The sequence below is a fragment of the Escherichia sp. MOD1-EC7011 genome, assembly GCF_002965005.1.
Taxonomy (GTDB): Bacteria; Pseudomonadota; Gammaproteobacteria; order Enterobacterales; family Enterobacteriaceae; genus Escherichia; species Escherichia ruysiae.
In genome coordinates this window covers 99,440-121,854 of record NZ_PTRD01000007.1, presented here as the reverse complement: position 1 = coordinate 121,854, position 22,415 = coordinate 99,440, and the positions used below count along the sequence as shown (strand labels likewise).

Here is a 22,415-nt window from a genome sequence, read left to right as displayed (position 1 = left end):
ATGTCGCAGGCTGCTCTGAACACGCGAAACAGTGAAGAAGAAATTTCTTCTCACCGCAATAATGGAACGCGTCTGGCGGGGATACTTTTCCTGCTGACGGTTTTAACGACTGTGTTGGTGAGCGGCTGGGTCGTGTTGGGCTGGATGGAAGATGCGCAACGCCTGCCGCTCTCAAAGCTGGTGTTGACCGGTGAACGCCATTACACGCGTAATGACGATATCCGGCAGTCGATCCTGGCATTGGGTGAGCCGGGTACTTTTATGACTCAGGATGTCAACATCATCCAGACGCAAATTGAACAACGCCTGCCGTGGATTAAGCAGGTGAGCGTCAGAAAGCAGTGGCCTGATGAATTGAAGATTCATCTGGTTGAATATGTGCCGATTGCGCGGTGGAATGATCAACATATGGTAGACGCCGAAGGAAACACCTTCAGCGTGCCGCCAGATCGCACCAGCAAGCAGGTGCTCCCGATGTTGTATGGCCCGGAAGGCAGCGCCAATGAAGTGTTGCAGGGTTATCGCGAAATGGGGCAAATGCTGGCAAAGGACAGATTTACTCTGAAGGAAGCGGCAATGACCGCGCGGCGTTCCTGGCAGTTGACGCTGAATAACGATATTAAGCTCAACCTTGGCCGGGGCGATACGATGAAACGTTTGGCTCGCTTTGTAGAACTTTATCCGGTTTTACAGCAGCAGGCGCAAACCGATGGCAAACGGATTAGCTACGTTGATTTGCGTTATGACTCTGGAGCGGCAGTAGGCTGGGCGCCCTTGCCGCCGGAGGAATCTACTCAGCAACAAAATCAGGCACAGGCAGAACAACAATGATCAAGGCGACGGACAGAAAACTGGTAGTAGGACTGGAGATCGGCACCGCGAAGGTTGCCGCTTTAGTAGGGGAAGTTCTGCCCGACGGTATGGTCAATATCATTGGTGTGGGCAGCTGCCCGTCACGTGGTATGGATAAAGGCGGGGTTAACGACCTCGAATCTGTGGTCAAATGCGTACAACGCGCCATTGACCAGGCAGAATTGATGGCAGATTGCCAGATCTCTTCGGTATATCTGGCGCTTTCTGGTAAGCACATCAGCTGCCAGAATGAAATTGGTATGGTGCCCATTTCTGAAGAAGAAGTGACGCAAGAAGATGTGGAAAACGTCGTCCATACCGCGAAATCGGTGCGTGTGCGCGATGAACATCGTGTGCTGCATGTGATCCCGCAAGAATATGCGATTGACTATCAGGAAGGGATCAAAAATCCGGTAGGACTTTCGGGCGTGCGAATGCAGGCAAAAGTGCACCTGATCACATGTCACAACGATATGGCGAAAAACATCGTCAAAGCGGTTGAACGTTGTGGGCTGAAAGTTGACCAACTGATATTTGCCGGACTGGCATCAAGTTATTCGGTATTGACGGAAGACGAACGTGAACTGGGAGTCTGCGTCGTCGATATCGGTGGTGGTACAATGGATATCGCCGTTTATACCGGTGGGGCATTGCGCCACACCAAGGTAATTCCTTATGCTGGCAATGTGGTGACCAGTGATATCGCCTATGCCTTTGGCACGCCGCCAAGCGACGCCGAAGCGATTAAAGTTCGCCATGGCTGCGCGTTGGGTTCCATCGTCGGTAAAGATGAGAGCGTGGAAGTGCCGAGCGTAGGTGGGCGACCACCGCGTAGTCTGCAACGTCAGACGCTGGCGGAGGTGATTGAGCCACGGTATACCGAGTTGCTCAACCTGGTCAACGAAGAGATATTGCAGCTGCAGGAAAAGCTTCGCCAACAAGGCGTGAAACATCACCTGGCGGCGGGCATTGTATTAACCGGTGGCGCGGCGCAGATCGAAGGACTTGCCGCCTGCGCTCAGCGCGTGTTTCATACGCAGGTGCGTATTGGCGCGCCGCTGAATATCACCGGTTTAACTGATTATGCTCAGGAGCCGTATTACTCGACGGCTGTGGGATTGCTTCACTACGGGAAAGAGTCACATCTTAACGGTGAAGCGGAAGTAGAAAAACGTGTTACAGCATCAGTTGGCTCGTGGATCAAGCGACTCAATAGTTGGCTGCGAAAAGAGTTTTAATTTTTATGAGGTCGACGGTGATTACGGCCTCAGGCGACAGGCACATATCGGAGAGAAACTATGTTTGAACCAATGGAACTTACCAACGACGCGGTGATTAAAGTCATCGGCGTCGGCGGCGGCGGCGGTAATGCTGTTGAGCACATGGTGCGTGAGCGCATTGAAGGTGTTGAATTTTTCGCGGTAAATACCGATGCACAGGCGCTGCGTAAAACGGCGGTTGGGCAGACGATTCAGATCGGTAGTGGTATCACCAAAGGACTGGGCGCTGGCGCTAATCCAGAAGTTGGCCGTAATGCGGCTGATGAGGATCGCGATGCACTACGTGCGGCGCTGGAAGGTGCAGACATGGTATTTATTGCAGCAGGTATGGGTGGTGGTACTGGTACAGGTGCTGCGCCGGTCGTTGCTGAAGTGGCAAAAGATTTGGGTATCCTGACCGTTGCTGTCGTGACTAAGCCTTTCAACTTTGAAGGCAAGAAGCGTATGGCCTTCGCGGAGCAGGGGATCACTGAATTGTCCAAGCATGTGGACTCATTGATCACCATCCCGAACGACAAACTGCTGAAAGTGCTGGGTCGCGGTATCTCCCTGCTTGATGCGTTTGGCGCCGCGAACGATGTGCTGAAAGGCGCAGTTCAGGGTATCGCCGAACTGATTACTCGTCCGGGTCTGATGAACGTGGACTTTGCAGACGTACGTACCGTGATGTCTGAAATGGGCTACGCAATGATGGGTTCTGGCGTGGCGAGCGGTGAAGATCGTGCGGAAGAAGCGGCTGAAATGGCTATCTCTTCTCCATTGCTGGAAGACATCGACCTGTCTGGTGCGCGCGGCGTGCTGGTTAACATCACGGCGGGCTTCGACTTGCGTCTGGATGAGTTCGAAACCGTAGGTAACACCATCCGTGCATTTGCTTCGGATAACGCAACTGTGGTTATCGGTACTTCTCTTGACCCGGATATGAACGACGAACTGCGTGTAACCGTGGTTGCAACAGGTATCGGCATGGACAAACGTCCTGAAATCACTCTGGTGACCAATAAACAAGTTCAGCAGCCGGTGATGGATCGTTACCAGCAGCACGGTATGGCACCGCTGACGCAAGAGCAGAAACCGGTAGCTAAAGTGGTGAACGACAATACGCCGCAAACTGCGAAAGAGCCGGATTATCTGGATATCCCAGCTTTCCTGCGTAAGCAAGCTGACTAAGATTAAGCTGGAATTTGGGTTACCAGGCTCTTTGTGCTAAACTGGCCTGCCGAATGTATAGTACACTTCGGTTGGATAGGTAATTTGGCGAGATAATACGATGATCAAACAAAGGACACTTAAACGTATCGTTCAGGCGACGGGTGTCGGTTTACATACCGGCAAGAAAGTCACTCTGACGTTACGCCCTGCGCCGGCCAACACCGGGGTCATCTATCGTCGCACCGACTTGAATCCACCGGTAGATTTTCCGGCCGATGCCAAATCTGTGCGTGATACCATGCTCTGTACGTGTCTGGTCAACGAGCATGATGTACGGATTTCAACCGTTGAGCACCTGAATGCTGCGCTCGCGGGCTTAGGCATCGATAACATTGTTATCGAAGTTAACGCACCGGAAATCCCGATCATGGACGGTAGTGCCGCTCCGTTTGTTTACCTGCTGCTTGATGCGGGTATTGACGAGCTGAACTGCGCCAAGAAATTTGTTCGCATCAAAGAGACTGTTCGTGTCGAAGATGGCGATAAGTGGGCTGAATTTAAGCCATACAATGGTTTTTCGCTGGATTTCACCATCGATTTCAACCATCCGGCTATCGATTCCAGCAATCAACGTTATGCGATGAACTTCTCTGCTGATGCGTTTATGCGCCAGATCAGCCGTGCGCGTACGTTCGGTTTCATGCGTGATATCGAATACCTGCAGTCTCGTGGTTTGTGCCTGGGCGGCAGTTTCGATTGTGCCATCGTTGTTGACGATTATCGCGTACTGAACGAAGACGGCCTGCGTTTTGAAGACGAATTTGTTCGTCACAAAATGCTCGATGCGATCGGTGACTTGTTCATGTGTGGTCACAACATTATTGGTGCATTTACCGCTTATAAATCCGGTCATGCACTGAATAACAAATTGTTGCAGGCTGTCCTGGCAAAACAGGAAGCCTGGGAATATGTGACCTTCCAGGACGACGCAGAACTGCCGTTGGCCTTCAAAGCGCCTTCAGCCGTACTGGCATAACGACATTTATACTGTCGTATAAAATTCGACTGGCAAATCTGGCACTCTCTCCGGCCAGGTGAACCAGTCGTTTTTTTTGAGCTTTTATCAGAGCCGTAAGAAACGGTGCGAACGCTGTTTTCTTAAGCACTTTTACGTACAACTTATCTTCATTCCTGCTGTGGACTTCAGGCTTTAATGGTAAGATTTGTGCGCTAAAAACGTTTGAATACGATCGGGATGGCAATAACGTGAGTGGAATACTGACGCGCTGGCGACAGTTTGGTAAACGCTACTTCTGGCCGCATCTCTTGTTAGGGATGGTCGCGGCGAGTTTAGGTCTGCCTGCGCTCAGCAACGCCGCCGAACCAAATGCGCCCGCAAAAGCGACAACCCGCAACCACGAGCCTTCCGCCAAAGTTAACTTTGGTCAGTTGGCCTTGCTGGAAGCGAACACGCGCCGCCCGAACTCAAACTATTCTGTTGATTACTGGCATCAGCACGCAATTCGCACGGTAATCCGTCATCTTTCCTTCGCAATGGCACCGCAAACGCTGCCCGTTGCCGAAGAATCTTTGCCTCTTCAGGCGCAGCATCTTGCTTTACTGGATACGCTCAGCGCGCTGCTGACCCAGGAAGGCACGCCGTCTGAAAATGATTATCGCATTGATTATGCGCATTTTACCCCACAAGCAACATTCAGCACGCCCGTCTGGATAAGCCTGGCGCAAGGCATCCGTGCTGGCCCTCAACGCCTCAGCTAACAACAATAAACCTTTATTTCATTTTATTAACTCCGCAACGCGGGGCGTTTGAGATTTTATTATGCTAATCAAATTATTAACTAAAGTTTTCGGTAGCCGTAACGATCGTACCCTGCGCCGGATGCGCAAAGTGGTGAACATCATCAATGCCATGGAACCGGAGATGGAAAAACTCTCCGACGAAGAACTGAAAGGGAAAACCGCAGAGTTCCGCGCGCGCCTGGAAAAAGGCGAAGTGCTGGAAAATCTGATCCCGGAAGCCTTCGCCGTCGTGCGTGAAGCAAGTAAGCGCGTCTTTGGTATGCGTCACTTCGATGTACAGTTGCTCGGCGGTATGGTTCTTAATGAACGTTGCATCGCGGAAATGCGTACTGGCGAAGGTAAAACTCTGACCGCAACGCTGCCTGCTTACCTGAACGCATTAACCGGTAAAGGTGTGCACGTTGTTACCGTCAACGACTACCTGGCGCAACGTGACGCCGAAAACAACCGTCCGCTGTTTGAATTTCTCGGCCTGACCGTCGGCGTCAACCTGCCGGGAATGCCTGCGCCGGCAAAGCGTGAGGCTTACGCGGCTGACATCACTTACGGTACGAACAATGAATACGGCTTTGACTACCTGCGCGACAACATGGCGTTCAGCCCTGAAGAACGTGTACAGCGTAAACTGCACTATGCGCTGGTGGACGAAGTGGACTCCATCCTGATCGATGAAGCGCGTACACCGCTAATTATTTCCGGCCCGGCTGAAGACAGCTCGGAAATGTATAAGCGAGTGAACAAAATTATTCCGCACCTGATCCGTCAGGAAAAAGAAGACTCCGAAACCTTCCAGGGCGAAGGCCACTTCTCTGTTGATGAAAAATCTCGCCAGGTGAACCTGACCGAACGTGGTCTGGTGCTGATTGAAGAACTGCTGGTGAAAGAAGGCATCATGGATGAAGGGGAGTCGCTGTACTCTCCGGCCAACATCATGCTGATGCATCACGTAACGGCGGCGCTGCGCGCTCATGCGCTGTTTACTCGCGACGTCGATTACATCGTTAAAGATGGCGAAGTTATCATCGTTGACGAACACACCGGTCGTACCATGCAGGGGCGTCGCTGGTCCGATGGTCTGCACCAGGCTGTTGAAGCTAAAGAAGGTGTGCAGATCCAGAACGAAAACCAGACGCTGGCTTCTATCACCTTCCAGAACTACTTCCGTCTGTATGAAAAACTGGCGGGGATGACCGGTACTGCTGATACCGAAGCATTCGAATTCAGCTCAATTTACAAGCTGGATACCGTAGTCGTTCCGACCAACCGTCCGATGATTCGTAAAGATTTGCCAGACCTGGTCTACATGACCGAAGCAGAAAAAATTCAGGCGATCATTGAAGATATCAAAGAACGTACTGCGAAAGGTCAGCCGGTGCTGGTGGGTACTATCTCCATCGAAAAATCGGAGCTGGTGTCAAATGAGCTGACCAAAGCCGGTATCAAACACAACGTCCTCAACGCCAAATTCCACGCCAACGAAGCGGCGATTGTTGCTCAGGCAGGTTATCCGGCAGCGGTGACCATCGCGACCAACATGGCGGGTCGTGGTACTGACATTGTGCTTGGTGGTAGCTGGCAGGCAGAAGTTGCCGCGCTGGAAAATCCGACCGCAGAGCAAATTGAAAAAATTAAAGCCGACTGGCAGGTACGTCACGATGCGGTACTGGCAGCAGGTGGCCTGCATATCATCGGCACCGAACGTCACGAATCTCGTCGTATCGATAATCAGTTGCGCGGTCGTTCTGGTCGTCAGGGGGATGCTGGTTCTTCCCGTTTCTACCTGTCGATGGAAGATGCGCTGATGCGTATTTTTGCTTCCGACCGAGTATCCGGCATGATGCGTAAACTGGGTATGAAACCAGGCGAAGCCATTGAGCACCCGTGGGTGACCAAAGCGATTGCCAACGCCCAGCGTAAAGTTGAAAGCCGTAACTTCGATATTCGTAAGCAACTGCTGGAATATGATGACGTGGCTAACGACCAGCGTCGCGCCATTTACTCCCAGCGTAACGAACTGCTGGATGTTAGCGATGTGAGCGAAACCATCAACAGCATTCGTGAAGATGTGTTCAAAGCGACCATCGATGCCTACATTCCGCCACAGTCACTGGAAGAAATGTGGGATATTCCGGGTCTGCAGGAACGTCTGAAAAACGATTTCGACCTCGATTTGCCGATTGCCGAGTGGCTGGACAAAGAGCCTGAACTGCATGAAGAGACGCTGCGTGAGCGTATTCTGGCGCAGTCCATCGAAGTGTATCAGCGTAAAGAAGAAGTGGTTGGTGCTGAGATGATGCGTCACTTCGAGAAAGGCGTCATGCTGCAAACGCTTGACTCCCTGTGGAAAGAGCACCTGGCAGCGATGGACTATCTGCGTCAGGGTATCCACCTGCGTGGCTATGCACAGAAAGATCCGAAGCAGGAATACAAACGTGAATCGTTCTCCATGTTTGCAGCGATGCTGGAGTCGTTGAAATATGAAGTTATCAGCACGCTGAGCAAAGTCCAGGTACGTATGCCTGAAGAGGTTGAGGAGCTGGAACAACAGCGTCGTATGGAAGCCGAGCGTTTAGCGCAAATGCAGCAGCTTAGCCATCAGGATGACGACTCTGCAGCCGCAGCGGCACTGGCGGCGCAAACCGGTGAGCGCAAAGTAGGACGTAACGATCCTTGCCCGTGCGGTTCTGGTAAAAAATACAAGCAGTGCCATGGTCGCCTGCAATAAAAGCTAACTGTTGAAATAAAAGGCGCAGGATTCTGCGCCTTTTTTATAGGTTTAAGACAATGAAAAAACTGCAAATTGCGGTGGGTATTATTCGCAACGAGAACAATGAAATTTTTATTACTCGTCGTGCCGCAGATGCGCACATGGCGAATAAACTGGAGTTTCCAGGCGGTAAAATTGAAATGGGCGAAACACCGGAACGAGCGGTGGTGCGTGAACTTCAGGAAGAAGTCGGGATTACCCCGCAACATTTTTATCTATTTGAAAAGCTGGAATATGAATTCCCGGACAGGCATATAACACTGTGGTTCTGGCTGGTCGAAAGCTGGGAAGGGGAGCCGTGGGGTAAAGAAGGGCAGCCCGGAGAGTGGATGACGCTGGCCAGCCTCAATGCAGATGATTTTCCGCCAGCCAATGAACCGGTAATTGCGAAGCTTAAGCGTCTGTAGGTCGGACAAGGCGTTTACGCCGCATCCGACATTTGCGCAAGATGCCTGATGCGACGCTGACCGCGTCTAATCAGGCCTACGTGCGGCATCAGACAAAATGTCACTGCTTTGGCTCTTCGCTCCAGTCATCACTCTCAGTAAGATCACCGCTGCTGGGGATTCGTTTTTCTTCAGCAGCCCATTCTCCGAGGTCGATCAGTTGACAACGTTTGCAACAAAATGGCCGAAACGGGCTGACTTCACCCCAAACCACCGTTTTCCCGCAGGTAGGGCAATTCACCGTAATAGTTTCTGACATTTTTACTCCTTAGCAACAGGCCAGTTCGAAATCCAGACGTTCCGGTACTTGTCCATTTTCACTGTCCAGTGGCATAAAACGAATCGCAAAACGGCTTTTATGACCGGAAATTTGCGGATAAAGCTGTGAATCGAGCGCCAGATTCAGGCGCAGCAAATCGGCATCGTCACCGTTATCCTGATAAAAACCATTCAGGCTGGTTTGTTTGCGGAAGGGGGCAGACTGGCGAATTAAATCAAGCACCATGGTAAGTGCCTGGGTGAGCGGGTTCAGGCTGGCAATCCAGGTTTCTACCTGGCTGTCGCGTTGTGACTGGGGTAAATGCAGCCAGATATGCAAAGTGGGCAAATCAAAGCTACAACAGCCGCCAGGGATGCTCAGACGCTGACGCACTAAGGCAATCAGCCTGTCTTCACGTAGAAATTGCCCGATACGCGGCGCGGAAATCAACACGCTACCCGCTGTTTTTAACTGCTGAATTAATGCTTCAATACGGCTCTGATCAACGCCTGGCACGCCAATCCAGGTCTGGAGTTTACGTTGCTGGCGGTCAAGCTCTTTCAACAGCTCAGTGCGCACTTCTCCGCGCTCGAAAACATCCAGCAATTCGCTGACATTACGGAAGAAATGCAGGGCGCCAGCGTAGTCAACGATGGGTAAATTTACGGTGAGTTGTTGAATTAAAAACTCAATGCGCAGCCATGTACGCATTTTTTCATTTAGTGGATGTTCAAAAAGGACCTGGGTCTGCATTACGGTTTTTCCTGTGAGACAAACTGCGACGCAAGCTGCAAATAGTGTGCGTGCAGGCGGGCAACATCCGATGCAATAGCATCCGGTGCGCCGTTATTATCAATGACGTCATCTGCCACGGCAAGACGGGCTTCGCGCGTTGCCTGGGCAGCAAGAATTTGTTCGACATGCTCGCGAGTAACATCATCGCGCTGCATGGTGCGCTTAAGTTGCGTTTCTGGGCTGACATCCACCACCAGCACACGATTCGCTTTTTTATACAGTGAATTTTCTACCAGCAATGGCACAACCCACAGTATATAGGGAGAAGTTGCCTGCTGGATCTGACGTTGCGTCTCCTGCTGAATCAGCGGATGCAGCAGGGCGTTAAGCCAGTTTTTCTCTTCCGGGTTAGCGAAGATCCGCTCGCGCAAGACCCTGCGCTGCAATGACCCATCAGCAGCAATCATGTCAGCGCCAAAGTGTTCAGCAATGGCACGTAGCGCAGGTGCACCTGGTTCAACCACCTGACGCGCAATAATATCGGCATCAATGACGTTAATTCCGAGGTCTGCAAACGCATTTGCAACGGTACTCTTGCCACTGCCAATGCCTCCCGTTAAGGCAACTATATACCTCATAATTTATATTCCCGGGAATTCATCATGATTATCAAAATGTTAAAAATGAGCGTACAAAAGCGAAATTGATGGAACATTCGCTCATTATTTACCAGGTAAATTTATGGGATTGTAGCGTAAAAAAAGACAATTTCGCAGTCTTGCGCCACATCGATTAGTGCGTATGATAGCGTCACTGGAGTTGCGCTCTTATCCTTATAGCCATTAACCCCAGGAATCCGCACATGCGTATTGAAGAAGATCTGAAGTTAGGTTTTAAAGACGTCCTCATCCGCCCTAAACGTTCTACTCTTAAAAGTCGTTCCGATGTTGAACTGGAACGTCAATTCACCTTCAAACATTCAGGGCAGAGCTGGTCCGGCGTGCCGATTATCGCCGCGAATATGGACACCGTAGGCACTTTTTCCATGGCCTCTGCGCTGGCTTCTTTTGATATTCTGACTGCTGTGCATAAACACTATTCTGTCGAAGAGTGGCAAGCGTTTATCAACAATTCTTCCGCTGATGTGCTGAAACATGTGATGGTTTCTACCGGCACGTCTGATGCGGATTTCGAAAAAACCAAACAAATTCTCGACCTGAACCCGGCATTAAACTTCGTTTGTATTGATGTGGCAAATGGTTATTCCGAACACTTCGTGCAGTTCGTTGCGAAAGCGCGTGAAGCGTGGCCGACCAAAACCATTTGTGCTGGCAACGTAGTGACTGGTGAAATGTGTGAGGAGCTTATCCTCTCCGGTGCTGATATCGTTAAAGTTGGTATTGGCCCAGGTTCTGTCTGTACAACTCGCGTCAAAACAGGCGTCGGTTATCCGCAACTTTCTGCGGTAATCGAATGTGCCGATGCCGCGCACGGTCTGGGCGGGATGATCGTCAGCGATGGTGGCTGCACCACACCGGGCGATGTCGCGAAAGCCTTTGGCGGCGGAGCTGATTTCGTGATGCTCGGTGGTATGCTGGCAGGCCACGAAGAGAGCGGTGGTCGCATTGTTGAAGAGAACGGCGAGAAATTTATGCTGTTCTACGGCATGAGCTCCGAGTCTGCGATGAAACGCCACGTTGGCGGCGTTGCGGAATATCGCGCTGCAGAAGGTAAAACCGTTAAGCTGCCGCTGCGTGGTCCGGTTGAAAATACCGCACGTGATATTTTAGGCGGTCTGCGTTCAGCTTGTACATACGTTGGGGCTTCACGCCTGAAAGAGCTGACCAAGCGCACCACGTTTATCCGTGTGCAGGAACAAGAAAACCGCATCTTCAATAACCTGTAATCTCCCAATGCTGGCGTGGATCACCACGCCAGCGTTATCCCATCCCACTCATCGCATCGCCTAAATGGAAAATTGGCAGATACATTGCCACCACCAGTGTACCGATAATTCCTCCTGTAATAACCAGCAACGCCGGTTCCAGTAAGGCTGCAAGATTATCTGCCAGCGCCAGCGTGTTATCCCGATGATGGTGAGCGAGGTTATCTAACATGAGATCCAGCGAGCCGGATGCCTCTCCTGTTCTCACTAATTGCAAACAGAGTGGGCTAAACTCACCGGCATTTTTTAGCGCCAGCCAGATAGGCTGACCGTTACTGATATCGTGCTGGATTTGTGTCAGAAGTTGCGCCCAGTACGGGCAGCGCATTGTTTCTCTGACGCTCTCAATCCCTTGTAAAAAAGTAATCCCTGCACTTTGTGTCAGCGCCAGAATCGTAAAAATCTGCGTGAGTTTTTGTCCCCGCATCAGGGAACCCATAATCGGGATGCGTAACAGCAACTTCTGCCGCGTGATAAGCCAGGTCGGGCGGCGTATCAGCAACTTATTAGCTATTGCCAGCAGAAAGCCGAACAACACCAGCAGCCAGCCCCATTCACCACTAAAATCTGCCAGCGTCATGATCCCCTGCGTTAGCGCCGGTAACGGGGTATTAAAGGTCCTATAGATAGCGGCAAACTCCGGCAGAACAAAATGCAGCATTGCCACAACCACCATGATTGCCATCGCTAAGATGATGATGGGATAACGCAATGCTGATTTCACTTTGTCGGCCAGCTGACGCTGGGCTTTTTGCTGACGAGCCAGTTCAAAACAGCATTCATCCAGCTTACCGGTCAGTTCACCCGTGCGGATCATCGCCTGGTAGAGTGGTGGAAATACCTCTGACCAGGGTAATAAAGCATTGGAAAAGGTAACGCCCTGCTCGAGATCGTGCGCCAGTGATTGCAGCAACACTTGCCATTGCTTACTGGGATGCTGTTCCGCCAACAGTGCCAGCCCTTCAGAAAGCGTCAACCCGGCTTTGAGTAGCGTCGCCAGTTGATGAATGACTTCCGCGCTTTTATCTCCTCTCCACTGCGCAGAATTGATGGCGATTCGCTTCAGGCTTAGTGGGGTAACCATCTGTTGCTGTAGTGCCATAAGCAGCAAAGCACGGCTCTCTGCCCATAGCATCCCATCTTGCGTATTGCCGTCGCCGGTTATGCCATGCCAGCGCCAGAGTTGCTTACTCGCCATGCGGCATCCCCAATACGCGGATTAACTCTTCAAAGGTGGTTAAGCCTTGCTCCACGGCCAGGCAGCCGTTTTCAAAAAGCGTGCGCATTCCCGCCTGTCGGGCGTGCGTTTCCAGCGATTCAACGTCGGTATTAGCGGCAATAAGCTGACGTATAATCGGTGTTATGGGCAAAACTTCAAACAAGGCCGTGCGACTATAAAAACCGAGGTAGCAATGTTCACAACCGGGTGCTTGCCAGCGGGGCAGCGGCGATAGCCATACATTGTCGGGAATATGGATAGGCTCCCCTTGCTGCCGGCGACAATGTGGGCAAAGTTTGCGTACCAGACGCTGGGCTATTACCAGCGTGAGCGCCGACGAGAGCATCCAGCGGGCGACCCCCATTTGCTGTAAACGCACCAGCGTTTCGCAGGTGGAATTAGTGTGTAGCGTAGACAATACCAGATGACCCGTTTGCGCGGCTTTAATGGCGATTTCTGCCGTTTCGCCATCGCGGATCTCTCCGATCATGATGACGTCAGGATCCTGGCGCAATAACGCACGCAAAACGCCCTGAAAGGTGAGCCCGGCACGCGGATGTATTTGCGTCTGGTTTAGCCCGGCGATGGGGATCTCAACCGGATCTTCGACGCTACAAATATTAATATCAGCGGTATTCAGCGTTTGCAGGGCACTATAAAGCGTGACCGTTTTGCCGCTTCCGGTAGGGCCAGTTACCAGCACCAGTCCCTGTGGTTGCTGTAGGGCATGAGCAAAGTCCGCCAGTTGTAACGGCTGCATTCCCAGCGTGTTGACATCCAGCGCCTGGTTCACCTGCTGTAACAACCGTAATACCACCTTTTCACCGCCCCGACATGGCAAGGTCGCAATACGAAATGAGACGGCGTTCCCTGCCAGTTCGACAGTGAATTGCCCGTCCTGCGGCAGGCGATGTTCCGCAATATCCAGGCTTCCCAGCACTTTTAATCTGGCGGTTAATGCCACTCCGATATCCAGCGGAATGTCCGGCAAAGGATGCAGTACACCGTCGATACGCAGGCGGATACGGTATCCATTGTCTGCTGGTTCGATATGAATATCAGACGCGCGTTGTTCCAGCGCAGATTGTAACGTTTGGGTCAGCAACTCTGCTCTGGGCTGATGCTTCTCCTGAACGGCTAAGGGCAACGTTTGTTGTACGCGACTGGCGTGACCTTCCATCTGCTGGCGCGTCCAGCAGATGATCTCAATGCGTTTGGTGGTAGCGAAATGCAATGCGTCCAGTAGCTCATGCGAAGGTGCATCGACCACCGCCACATGAACCACCTCTTCGCTGGTATCCAGCAAGACTCCCTGATAACGCAGACACAGGGCGGTGAGCTGTGAAATATTCATGGCCGCTCCTTAGTTAGCGTCATCAAAGCGGAAGACATCTTCGCAGGCTTGCTGCAACGCGCTGTCACTTTGAATATTGCAGTTGCGCGTCCAGCCGGTGACGCCGTTTGCGTTATCCCAACCCGGCGTCATGACGACGCTTAGCCCATTGAGGCTCTCCTGGCCGGTCAGCGACACCACGCCCTTTGCCACACTCATGGCTGAAACATAGCGGGTGGTGGTAGGCGAGGGAATGCCATTACTGCCACCGTCGCAGGTATCTATTCCACCATGTTCCAGCGCGCACAACTCTACGGCGGTACGGTAAGGCACAAAGGTTTGTAGCATGTCGGTGAGTGCGGCTTTGCGCAGGTAGTTTTGATAAGCGGGAATGCCGATGGCGCTTAAAATGGCAATGATGCCAATAACCACCATCAGTTCGATAAGTGTAAAACCGCGTTGCTTGTCCATCTGTTTTGCTCCTTGATTTCGTTGGCGCTACTTTGGCAAACGCCATCGGCACAGGCGAGGGGCAAAAAACAAAACGGGAAAGCAGCTTCCGGGGTTTTTTATTACGTTGCAGTGAAAGACAAGAAATTTGCGAGGCGTTACGAAGAAAGATGGGGGAAGGGAAGATTATCCGCCCGCTACGGAGCGGATAAATCTGTCAGCAATTAGCGAAAACGCATTGAAAGGTCGAGTGCCTGTACGTGTTTAGTTAGCGCACCGACGGAGATAAAGTCCACGCCCGTTTCGGCAAATTCGCGCAGAGTTTTGTCGGTGACGTTGCCAGACACTTCCAGTAGCGCCTTGCCGTTGGTGCGTTTGACGGCTTCGCGCATCTGGTCTGTTTCGAAGTTATCCAGCATGATGATATCGGCACCTGCTTTCAGGGCTTCATCAAGTTCTTCCAGATTTTCTACTTCGACTTCTACTGGCGCATCCGGGTGCAACCAGGACGCTTTTTCGACCGCCTGACGCACTGAGCCGGAGGCAATAATATGGTTTTCTTTGATAAGGAAGGCATCAGAAAGCCCCAGACGGTGATTCGCTCCGCCGCCGCAAAGTACCGCGTATTTCAGAGCTGAACGCAGGCCGGGTAAGGTTTTGCGCGTATCCAACAACTGCGTGTTGGTGCCTTCCAGTAATTCGACATAGTGGCGTACCTTACTGGCAACCCCTGAAAGGGTTTGCACAAAATTGAGCGCAGTGCGTTCGCCCGTTAACAGCACGCGGGATGGGCCTTCAAGTTCGAACAAGGGTTGATTGGCGTTGATGACATCGCCGTCATCGACATGCCAGATGATGGTGACATCGTCGCCTGCCAGCTGAATAAACACCTCTTCAACCCAGCGTTTGCCGCAAAATACGCCATTCTCGCGGGTGATCACCGTGGCATGAGAGCGAGAATTTTCCGGTAAAAGTTTTGCCGTAATGTCATTGTTGGCATCGACTGTTCCGCCTAAATCTTCCCGCAGCGCCTGAGCCACCGCGCCGGGGATATCGAGATTAATGCGTTCCAGCAGCTCGTCACGTCGGGTGTCAGGGTTATAGCGGCGAGGCGGCATGTTAAAACTCCAGATAGCTAACGAATCATAAGGTAGAAACATGCTACTCTGAACCGGGTATTAGCACCACATATAAGGAGATCCTGCATGTTGTTAGAACAGGGGTGGCTGGTCGGCGCGCGCCGCGTTCCCTCACCACATTACGATTGTCGCCCGGATGACGAAACACCCACCCTGCTGGTGGTGCACAATATTAGCCTGCCGCCAGGCGAGTTTGGCGGTCCGTGGATCGACGCATTATTCACTGGAACTATTGATCCGCAGGCACATCCTTTCTTTGCTGAGATCGCCCATTTGCGCGTTTCCGCTCATTGTTTGATTCGCCGTGATGGTGAAATTGTCCAGTATGTTCCTTTCGATAAACGCGCCTGGCACGCGGGAGTCTCTCAGTATCAAGGTCGCGAACGCTGTAATGATTTTTCTATTGGGATTGAGCTGGAAGGTACTGACACGCTGGCGTACACCGATGCGCAGTATCAACAGCTTGCGGCGGTTACGCGGGCGCTGATTGATCGCTATCCAGATATCGCTAAAAACATGACGGGGCATTGCGATATTGCGCCGGAGCGGAAAACCGATCCCGGTCCTGCATTTGATTGGGCACGGTTTCGTGCGCTGGTTAGCAAGGAGACAACATGACGCTATTTACAACCTTACTGGTGCTAATTTTTGAGCGTCTGTTTAAGTTGGGCGAGCACTGGCAGCTTGATCACCGTCTTGAAGCGTTCTTTCGGGGGGTGAAACATTTTTCGCTGGGGCGCACGTTAGGTATGACCATTATTGCGATGGGGGTGACTTTTTTGCTGTTGCGCGCGTTGCATGGGTTATTGTTCAACGTCCCTACGCTGCTGGTATGGCTGTTGCTTGGTTTACTGTGTATTGGCGCGGGTAAAGTGCGTCTCCATTATCATGCATATCTGACAGCCGCTTCACGTAACGATAACCATGCCCGTTCCACGATGGCTGGCGAATTAACCATGATTCACGGTGTTCCTGCAGGTTGTGATGAACGTGAGTTCTTGCGTGAGCTGCAAAATGCACTGCTGTGGATCAATTTCCGTTTTTACCTGGCGCCTCTGTTCTGGTTGATTGTAGGGGGAACCTGGGGGCCAGTTACGCTGATGGGGTATGCGTTTTTGCGTGCATGGCAATACTGGCTGGCGCGTTACCAGACGCCGCATCATCGTTTACAGTCCGGCATTGATGCCGTGCTTCATGTGCTGGATTGGGTGCCGGTTCGTCTTGCGGGTGTGGTATATGCCTTGATCGGTCACGGTGAGAAAGCATTACCTGCCTGGTTTGCTTCGCTGGGTGATTTCCATACTTCGCAATATCAGGTGTTAACGCGTCTGGCGCAGTTCTCTCTGGCGCGTGAACCGCATGTTGATAAGGTGGAGACGCCGAAAGCAGCGGTTTCAATGGCGAAGAAAACTTCGTTCGTGGTTGTGGTGGTGATTGCGCTACTGACGATTTACGGAGCGTTGGTGTAAAGATTGTAGCCCTCACCCAGCGCGGGTGAGGGCGTAGAGAGATTAATGCGCTTTTATGGCTTTTGCGGTTTTCTCTTTAAACAGATAACCGATGCCTAACACGAGCAGCCATACCGGGATCAGGTAAACCGAAATCGCCATTCCCGGCGTCATCAGCATAATTACCAGTACCGCCGCCATAAACAGCAGGCAGATCCAGTTACCCAGTGGATAGAGCAGGGCAGGGAAGCGAGTTACCACGCCTTGTGCTTGTTTGGCGCGACGGAATTTCATATGCGCCAGGCTAATCATCGCCCAGTTGATTACCAGAGCGGAAACCACCAGCGCCATTAACAGTCCGAATGCGGACTCTGGGGCAAGGTAGTTAATCAGTACGCACAATGCCGTAACCAACGCAGAGACCAGAATGGTGTTTACCGGTACGCCGCGTTTATCGACGGAAGCGAGCATTTTCGGTGCGTTTCCTTGTTGTGCCAGACCGAAAAGCATACGGCTGTTGCAGTAGACGCAACTGTTGTAAACCGAAAGCGCCGCCGTCAACACCACGATATTCAGGGCGTTAGCTACAAAAGTATCGCCCAACTCGTGGAAGATCAGCACAAATGGACTGGTATCGGCGGTAACGCGTGTCCACGGCATCAGCGAGAGCAGAACGGCTAAGGAACCAATGTAGAAAATCAGGATGCGGTAGATAACCTGGTTAGTCGCTTTGGGAATACTTTGCTCCGGGTTATCTGCTTCTGCTGCGGTGATGCCCACCAGTTCCAGACCGCCGAACGAGAACATGATAATCGCCATCATCATCACCAGCCCGGTGAAGCCGTGCGGCAGGAAGCCACCTTGATCCCACAGGTTGCTAACGCTCGCCTGCGGGCCACCGTTGCCGCTAAACAGCAGCCAGCCACCGAAGATGATCATCGCCACCACCGCGATAACTTTGATAATGGCAAACCAGAACTCCATCTCGCCAAACACTTTAACGTTGGTCAGGTTGATGGCGTTGATCACCACAAAGAATACGGCGGCCGAAGCCCAGGTGGGGATTTCCGGATACCAGAACTGAATGTATTTGCCGACGGCAGTAAGCTCTGCCATGGCAACTAAAACGTACAGTACCCAGTAGTTCCAGCCAGAGGCGAAACCAGCAAAGCTGCCCCAGTATTTATAAGCAAAGTGGCTGAAGGAGCCTGCTACCGGTTCTTCGACCACCATTTCACCTAACTGACGCATGATCAGAAAGGCGATAAAACCGGCAATAGCGTAACCCAGGATAATCCCTGGCCCTGCGGACTGTATTACGGAGGCGCTTCCCAGGAATAGCCCGGTTCCTATCGCGCCACCCAGCGCGATAAGCTGGATATGGCGGTTTTTAAGGCCGCGCTTTAGCTGCTCGCCGTGCTGTTGACCTTCCATCATGAAACCTCGTGCGGTGATTGTTTTTTTGATCTACGCAGTAATGCGTGTGTAAGTTTGCAATTCCGTTTATTGTATTAATTTGTTTACATCAAAGGAGTTTGAATTGTTACAAAGGGACTTCCGTCAGATCAAGAATAATGGTATACGGCAGCGAATGCACTCGCTTTATGCCAGGTTGAAGATGAGTTGCCTAAAAAGAAATCGTTTGTAAAGGGAAGCCCCGAAACACCCCCACCGCAATAAATGAATATAAATTCATTTTAATGGCATTAAAAATCGAAAAATTGGTAAGTGAATCGGTTCAATTCGGATTTTTATAGTTTAATAAACGTTAAAAAAACCATTGCTCACGTAAAGTCTACATTTGTGCATAGTTACAACTTTGAAACGTCATGTGTGTCAAGTTGTTAAAATGTGCACAGTTTCATGATTTCAATCAAAACCTGTATGGACATGAGGTGAATACTTTGTTACTTTAGCGTCACAGACATGAAATTGGTAAGACCAATTGACTTCGGCAAGTGGCTTAAGACAGGAACTCATGGCCTACAGCAAAATCCGCCAACCAAAACTCTCCGATGTGATTGAGCAGCAACTGGAGTTTTTGATCCTCGAAGGCACACTTCGTCCGGGCGAAAAACTCCCACCGGAACGCGAACTGGCGAAACAGTTCGACGTCTCCCGTCCCTCCTTGCGTGAGGCGATTCAACGTCTCGAAGCGAAGGGCTTGTTGCTTCGTCGCCAGGGTGGCGGCACTTTTGTCCAGAGCAGCCTCTGGCAAAGTTTCAGCGATCCGCTGGTGGAGCTGCTCTCCGACCATCCTGAATCACAGTATGACTTGCTCGAAACACGACACGCCCTGGAAGGTATTGCCGCTTATTACGCCGCGCTGCGTAGTACCGATGAAGACAAGGAACGCATCCGTGAACTCCATCACGCCATAGAGCTGGCGCAGCAGTCTGGCGATCTGGACGCGGAATCAAACGCCGTACTCCAGTATCAGATTGCCGTCACCGAAGCGGCCCACAATGTGGTTTTGCTTCATCTGCTAAGGTGTATGGAGCCGATGTTGGCTCAGAATGTCCGTCAGAACTTCGAATTGCTCTATTCGCGTCGCGAGATGCTGCCGCTGGTGAGTAGTCACCGCACCCGCATATTTGAAGCGATTATGGCCGGTAAGCCGGAAGAAGCGCGCGAAGCATCGCATCGCCATCTGGCCTTTATCGAAGAAATTTTGCTCGACAGAAGCCGTGAAGAGAGCCGCCGTGAGCGTTCTCTGCGTCGTCTGGAGCAACGAAAGAATTAGTGATTTTTCTGGTAAAAATTATCCAGAAGATGTTGTAAATCAAGCGCATATAAAAGCGCGGCAACTAAACGTAGAACCTGTCTTATTGAGCTTTCCGGCGAGAGTTCAATGGGACAGGTTCCAGAAAACTCAACGTTATTAGATAGATAAGGAATAACCCATGTCAGAACGTTTCCCAAATGACGTGGATCCGATCGAAACTCGCGACTGGCTCCAGGCGATCGAATCGGTCATCCGTGAAGAAGGTGTTGAGCGTGCTCAGTATCTGATCGACCAACTGCTTGCTGAAGCCCGCAAAGGCGGAGTCAACGTAGCCGCAGGCACCGGCGTCAGCAACTACATCAACACCATCCCCGTTGAAGAACAACCGGAGTATCCGGGTAATCTGGAACTGGAACGCCGTATTCGTTCAGCTATCCGCTGGAACGCCATCATGACGGTTCTGCGTGCATCCAAAAAAGATCTGGAACTGGGCGGCCACATGGCATCCTTCCAGTCTTCCGCAACCATTTATGATGTGTGCTTTAACCACTTCTTCCGTGCACGCAACGAGCAGGATGGCGGCGACCTGGTTTACTTCCAGGGTCACATCTCCCCGGGCGTTTACGCTCGTGCTTTCCTGGAAGGTCGTCTGACTCAGGAGCAGCTGGATAACTTCCGTCAGGAAGTTCACGGCAATGGCCTCTCTTCCTATCCGCACCCGAAACTGATGCCGGAATTCTGGCAGTTCCCGACCGTATCTATGGGTCTGGGTCCGATTGGTGCTATTTACCAGGCTAAATTCCTGAAATATCTGGAACACCGTGGCCTGAAAGATACCTCTAAACAAACCGTTTACGCGTTCCTCGGCGACGGTGAAATGGACGAACCGGAATCCAAAGGTGCGATCACCATCGCTACCCGTGAAAAACTGGATAACCTGGTCTTCGTTATCAACTGTAACCTGCAGCGTCTTGACGGCCCGGTAACTGGTAACGGCAAGATCATCAACGAACTGGAAGGCATCTTCGAAGGTGCTGGCTGGAACGTGATCAAAGTGATGTGGGGTAGCCGTTGGGATGAACTACTGCGTAAAGATACCAGCGGTAAACTGATCCAGCTGATGAACGAAACCGTTGACGGCGACTACCAGACCTTCAAATCGAAAGATGGTGCGTATGTTCGTGAACATTTCTTCGGTAAATATCCTGAAACCGCAGCACTGGTTGCAGACTGGACTGACGAGCAGATCTGGGCACTGAACCGTGGCGGTCACGATCCGAAGAAAATCTACGCTGCATTCAAGAAAGCGCAGGAAACCAAAGGCAAAGCGACTGTAATCCTTGCTCATACCATTAAAGGTTACGGCATGGGCGACGCGGCTGAAGGCAAAAACATCGCGCACCAGGTTAAGAAAATGAACATGGACGGCGTGCGTCACATCCGCGACCGTTTCAATGTGCCGGTGTCTGATGCAGATATCGAAAAACTGCCGTACATCACCTTCCCGGAAGGTTCTGAAGAGCATACCTATCTGCACGCTCAGCGTCAGAAACTGCACGGTTATCTGCCAAGCCGCCAGCCGAACTTCACCGAGAAGCTGGAGCTGCCGAGCCTGCAAGACTTCGGCGCGCTGCTGGAAGAGCAGAGCAAAGAGATTTCTACCACTATCGCTTTCGTTCGTGCCCTGAACGTGATGCTGAAGAACAAGTCGATCAAAGATCGTCTGGTGCCGATCATCGCCGACGAAGCGCGTACTTTCGGTATGGAAGGTCTGTTCCGTCAGATTGGTATTTACAGCCCGAACGGTCAGCAGTACACCCCGCAGGACCGCGAGCAGGTTGCTTACTATAAAGAAGACGAGAAAGGCCAGATTCTGCAGGAAGGGATCAACGAGCTGGGCGCAGGTTGTTCCTGGCTGGCAGCGGCGACCTCTTACAGCACCAACAATCTGCCGATGATTCCGTTCTACATCTATTACTCGATGTTCGGCTTCCAGCGTATCGGCGATCTGTGCTGGGCAGCTGGCGACCAGCAAGCGCGTGGCTTCCTGATCGGCGGTACTTCCGGTCGTACCACCCTGAACGGTGAAGGTCTGCAGCACGAAGATGGTCACAGCCACATTCAGTCGCTGACTATCCCGAACTGTATCTCTTACGACCCGGCTTACGCTTACGAAGTTGCTGTCATTATGCATGACGGTCTGGAGCGTATGTACGGTGAAAAACAAGAGAACGTTTACTACTACATCACTACGCTGAACGAAAACTACCACATGCCGGCAATGCCGGAAGGTGCTGAGGAAGGTATCCGTAAAGGTATCTACAAACTCGAAACCATTGAAGGTAGCAAAGGTAAAGTTCAGCTGCTGGGCTCCGGTTCTATTCTGCGTCACGTCCGTGAAGCAGCACAGATCCTGGCGAAAGATTACGGCGTAGGTTCTGACGTCTATAGCGTGACCTCCTTCACCGAACTGGCGCGTGATGGTCAGGATTGTGAACGCTGGAACATGTTGCACCCGCTGGAAACTCCGCGCGTTCCGTACATTGCTCAGGTGATGAATGACGCTCCGGCAGTGGCATCTACCGACTATATGAAACTGTTCGCTGAGCAGGTCCGTACTTACGTACCGGCTGACGACTACCGCGTCCTGGGTACTGATGGCTTCGGTCGTTCCGACAGCCGTGAGAACCTGCGTCACCACTTCGAAGTTGATGCTTCCTACGTAGTGGTTGCGGCGCTGGGCGAACTGGCTAAACGTGGCGAAATCGATAAGAAAGTGGTTGCTGACGCAATCGCCAAATTCAACATCGATGCAGAAAAAGTTAACCCGCGTCTGGCGTAAGA

20 protein-coding genes are annotated in these 22,415 nt (G+C 51.7%); 12 read left to right on the top strand and 8 right to left on the bottom strand.

Translation table 11 applies throughout. The features are described 5' to 3' along the window. The 7 genes from ftsQ to mutT all read left to right on the top strand — a co-directional run bounded on the left by ftsQ (window position 1) and on the right by mutT (window position 8,279). A complete protein-coding gene (ftsQ, locus tag A7098_RS03080) occupies window positions 1-831 on the top strand; it encodes a cell division protein FtsQ (protein WP_000075731.1) in 831 nt (276 codons plus the stop codon). Then, window positions 828-2,090: a cell division protein FtsA gene (gene ftsA / locus A7098_RS03075; RefSeq protein WP_000588474.1), complete on the top strand. Its 1,263-nt coding sequence runs from the start codon at window positions 828-830 to the stop codon at window positions 2,088-2,090. Before ftsQ ends, ftsA begins: the two co-directional genes overlap by 4 nt. Before the next feature lie 60 nt (window positions 2,091-2,150). Further along, window positions 2,151-3,302: a cell division protein FtsZ gene (gene ftsZ / locus A7098_RS03070; RefSeq protein WP_000462777.1), complete on the top strand. Its 1,152-nt coding sequence runs from the start codon at window positions 2,151-2,153 to the stop codon at window positions 3,300-3,302. A 100-nt stretch (window positions 3,303-3,402) separates the two neighbouring features. Beyond that, window positions 3,403-4,320 carry a UDP-3-O-acyl-N-acetylglucosamine deacetylase gene (gene lpxC / locus A7098_RS03065; protein WP_000595482.1) on the top strand — a complete coding sequence of 306 codons (918 nt, stop codon included), beginning with the start codon at window positions 3,403-3,405 and terminating at the stop codon, window positions 4,318-4,320. A 230-nt stretch (window positions 4,321-4,550) separates the two neighbouring features. Beyond that, window positions 4,551-5,063, top strand: coding sequence for a secA translation cis-regulator SecM (secM, locus tag A7098_RS03060; RefSeq protein WP_000014323.1), 513 nt, complete (start codon window positions 4,551-4,553; stop codon window positions 5,061-5,063). Window positions 5,064-5,124: 61 nt separating this feature from the next. Beyond that, entirely contained in the window at window positions 5,125-7,830 is a 2,706-nt protein-coding gene (gene secA, locus A7098_RS03055; RefSeq protein ID WP_000905801.1) for a preprotein translocase subunit SecA, read from the top strand. 59 nt (window positions 7,831-7,889) lie between these two features. Then, window positions 7,890-8,279 (top strand): 8-oxo-dGTP diphosphatase MutT, encoded by a 390-nt coding sequence (mutT, locus tag A7098_RS03050; RefSeq protein ID WP_032224426.1) that lies wholly within the window; start codon window positions 7,890-7,892, stop codon window positions 8,277-8,279. Window positions 8,280-8,379: 100 nt separating this feature from the next. Here the strand turns inward: mutT and yacG are convergent, their stop codons facing one another. From yacG to coaE, 3 genes are read right to left on the bottom strand one after another with little or no spacing between them, the layout of a single operon-like run. Beyond that, window positions 8,380-8,577 carry a DNA gyrase inhibitor YacG gene (gene yacG / locus A7098_RS03045; RefSeq protein ID WP_105280310.1) on the bottom strand — a complete coding sequence of 66 codons (198 nt, stop codon included), beginning with the start codon at window positions 8,575-8,577 and terminating at the stop codon, window positions 8,380-8,382. A gap of 9 nt (window positions 8,578-8,586) precedes the next feature. Next, window positions 8,587-9,330: a cell division protein ZapD gene (zapD, locus tag A7098_RS03040; RefSeq protein WP_001194742.1), complete on the bottom strand. Its 744-nt coding sequence runs from the start codon at window positions 9,328-9,330 to the stop codon at window positions 8,587-8,589. Further along, entirely contained in the window at window positions 9,330-9,950 is a 621-nt protein-coding gene (gene coaE / locus A7098_RS03035; RefSeq protein ID WP_001269534.1) for a dephospho-CoA kinase, read from the bottom strand. The genes zapD and coaE overlap by 1 nt, the downstream gene beginning before the upstream one ends. A gap of 224 nt (window positions 9,951-10,174) precedes the next feature. Between coaE and guaC the strand changes: the two genes are divergently transcribed. Continuing rightward, entirely contained in the window at window positions 10,175-11,218 is a 1,044-nt protein-coding gene (guaC, locus tag A7098_RS03030) for a GMP reductase (protein ID WP_001217338.1), read from the top strand. A gap of 34 nt (window positions 11,219-11,252) precedes the next feature. On the opposite strand, the gene hofC is transcribed toward guaC, so the two are convergent. The 4 genes from hofC to nadC all read right to left on the bottom strand — a co-directional run bounded on the left by hofC (window position 11,253) and on the right by nadC (window position 15,377). After that, window positions 11,253-12,455: a protein transport protein HofC gene (gene hofC / locus A7098_RS03025; protein ID WP_032224428.1), complete on the bottom strand. Its 1,203-nt coding sequence runs from the start codon at window positions 12,453-12,455 to the stop codon at window positions 11,253-11,255. After that, the gene (gspE, locus tag A7098_RS03020) at window positions 12,445-13,830 is read right to left on the bottom strand and encodes a type II secretion system protein GspE (RefSeq protein ID WP_105280309.1); all 1,386 of its coding nucleotides are present in this window, start codon (window positions 13,828-13,830) and stop codon (window positions 12,445-12,447) included. The genes hofC and gspE overlap by 11 nt, the downstream gene beginning before the upstream one ends. 9 nt (window positions 13,831-13,839) lie before the next feature. Continuing rightward, a complete protein-coding gene (gene ppdD / locus A7098_RS03015; protein ID WP_105280308.1) occupies window positions 13,840-14,280 on the bottom strand; it encodes a prepilin peptidase-dependent pilin in 441 nt (146 codons plus the stop codon). Between the two features lie 203 nt (window positions 14,281-14,483). Further along, window positions 14,484-15,377: a carboxylating nicotinate-nucleotide diphosphorylase gene (nadC, locus tag A7098_RS03005; RefSeq protein WP_001135165.1), complete on the bottom strand. Its 894-nt coding sequence runs from the start codon at window positions 15,375-15,377 to the stop codon at window positions 14,484-14,486. A gap of 87 nt (window positions 15,378-15,464) precedes the next feature. Between nadC and ampD the strand changes: the two genes are divergently transcribed. Both ampD and ampE read left to right on the top strand, forming a co-directional pair. Beyond that, on the top strand, window positions 15,465-16,016 hold the full coding sequence (gene ampD / locus A7098_RS03000) for a 1,6-anhydro-N-acetylmuramyl-L-alanine amidase AmpD (protein WP_000923724.1): 552 nt from the start codon (window positions 15,465-15,467) through the stop codon (window positions 16,014-16,016). Then, window positions 16,013-16,867, top strand: coding sequence for a beta-lactamase regulator AmpE (gene ampE / locus A7098_RS02995; protein ID WP_000171976.1), 855 nt, complete (start codon window positions 16,013-16,015; stop codon window positions 16,865-16,867). Before ampD ends, ampE begins: the two co-directional genes overlap by 4 nt. Before the next feature lie 42 nt (window positions 16,868-16,909). On the opposite strand, the gene aroP is transcribed toward ampE, so the two are convergent. Then, a complete protein-coding gene (aroP, locus tag A7098_RS02990) occupies window positions 16,910-18,283 on the bottom strand; it encodes an aromatic amino acid transporter AroP (protein ID WP_077629639.1) in 1,374 nt (457 codons plus the stop codon). Between the two features lie 541 nt (window positions 18,284-18,824). On the opposite strand from aroP, the gene pdhR reads away from it, so the two are divergent. Beyond that, window positions 18,825-19,589, top strand: coding sequence for a pyruvate dehydrogenase complex transcriptional repressor PdhR (gene pdhR, locus A7098_RS02985; RefSeq protein WP_000331776.1), 765 nt, complete (start codon window positions 18,825-18,827; stop codon window positions 19,587-19,589). Window positions 19,590-19,749: 160 nt separating this feature from the next. Continuing rightward, entirely contained in the window at window positions 19,750-22,413 is a 2,664-nt protein-coding gene (aceE, locus tag A7098_RS02975) for a pyruvate dehydrogenase (acetyl-transferring), homodimeric type (protein WP_000003836.1), read from the top strand. Window positions 22,414-22,415 lie beyond the last annotated feature (2 nt).

What these genes read in the sequence shown, in the direction of transcription:
- coaE (WP_001269534.1), bottom strand. Translation starts at nt 9,950, where the DNA reads ATGAGGTATATAGTTGCCTTAACGGGAGGCATTGGCAGTGGCAAGAGT.
- hofC (WP_032224428.1), bottom strand. Translation starts at nt 12,455, where the DNA reads ATGGCGAGTAAGCAACTCTGGCGCTGGCATGGCATAACCGGCGACGGC.
- guaC (WP_001217338.1), top strand. Translation starts at nt 10,175, where the DNA reads ATGCGTATTGAAGAAGATCTGAAGTTAGGTTTTAAAGACGTCCTCATC.
- nadC (WP_001135165.1), bottom strand. Translation starts at nt 15,377, where the DNA reads ATGCCGCCTCGCCGCTATAACCCTGACACCCGACGTGACGAGCTGCTG.
- lpxC (WP_000595482.1), top strand. Translation starts at nt 3,403, where the DNA reads ATGATCAAACAAAGGACACTTAAACGTATCGTTCAGGCGACGGGTGTC.
- secA (WP_000905801.1), top strand. Translation starts at nt 5,125, where the DNA reads ATGCTAATCAAATTATTAACTAAAGTTTTCGGTAGCCGTAACGATCGT.
- aroP (WP_077629639.1), bottom strand. Translation starts at nt 18,283, where the DNA reads ATGATGGAAGGTCAACAGCACGGCGAGCAGCTAAAGCGCGGCCTTAAA.
- mutT (WP_032224426.1), top strand. Translation starts at nt 7,890, where the DNA reads ATGAAAAAACTGCAAATTGCGGTGGGTATTATTCGCAACGAGAACAAT.
- ampD (WP_000923724.1), top strand. Translation starts at nt 15,465, where the DNA reads ATGTTGTTAGAACAGGGGTGGCTGGTCGGCGCGCGCCGCGTTCCCTCA.
- ampE (WP_000171976.1), top strand. Translation starts at nt 16,013, where the DNA reads ATGACGCTATTTACAACCTTACTGGTGCTAATTTTTGAGCGTCTGTTT.
- aceE (WP_000003836.1), top strand. Translation starts at nt 19,750, where the DNA reads ATGTCAGAACGTTTCCCAAATGACGTGGATCCGATCGAAACTCGCGAC.
- yacG (WP_105280310.1), bottom strand. Translation starts at nt 8,577, where the DNA reads ATGTCAGAAACTATTACGGTGAATTGCCCTACCTGCGGGAAAACGGTG.
- gspE (WP_105280309.1), bottom strand. Translation starts at nt 13,830, where the DNA reads ATGAATATTTCACAGCTCACCGCCCTGTGTCTGCGTTATCAGGGAGTC.
- ftsQ (WP_000075731.1), top strand. Translation starts at nt 1, where the DNA reads ATGTCGCAGGCTGCTCTGAACACGCGAAACAGTGAAGAAGAAATTTCT.
- ppdD (WP_105280308.1), bottom strand. Translation starts at nt 14,280, where the DNA reads ATGGACAAGCAACGCGGTTTTACACTTATCGAACTGATGGTGGTTATT.
- pdhR (WP_000331776.1), top strand. Translation starts at nt 18,825, where the DNA reads ATGGCCTACAGCAAAATCCGCCAACCAAAACTCTCCGATGTGATTGAG.
- ftsA (WP_000588474.1), top strand. Translation starts at nt 828, where the DNA reads ATGATCAAGGCGACGGACAGAAAACTGGTAGTAGGACTGGAGATCGGC.
- zapD (WP_001194742.1), bottom strand. Translation starts at nt 9,330, where the DNA reads ATGCAGACCCAGGTCCTTTTTGAACATCCACTAAATGAAAAAATGCGT.
- ftsZ (WP_000462777.1), top strand. Translation starts at nt 2,151, where the DNA reads ATGTTTGAACCAATGGAACTTACCAACGACGCGGTGATTAAAGTCATC.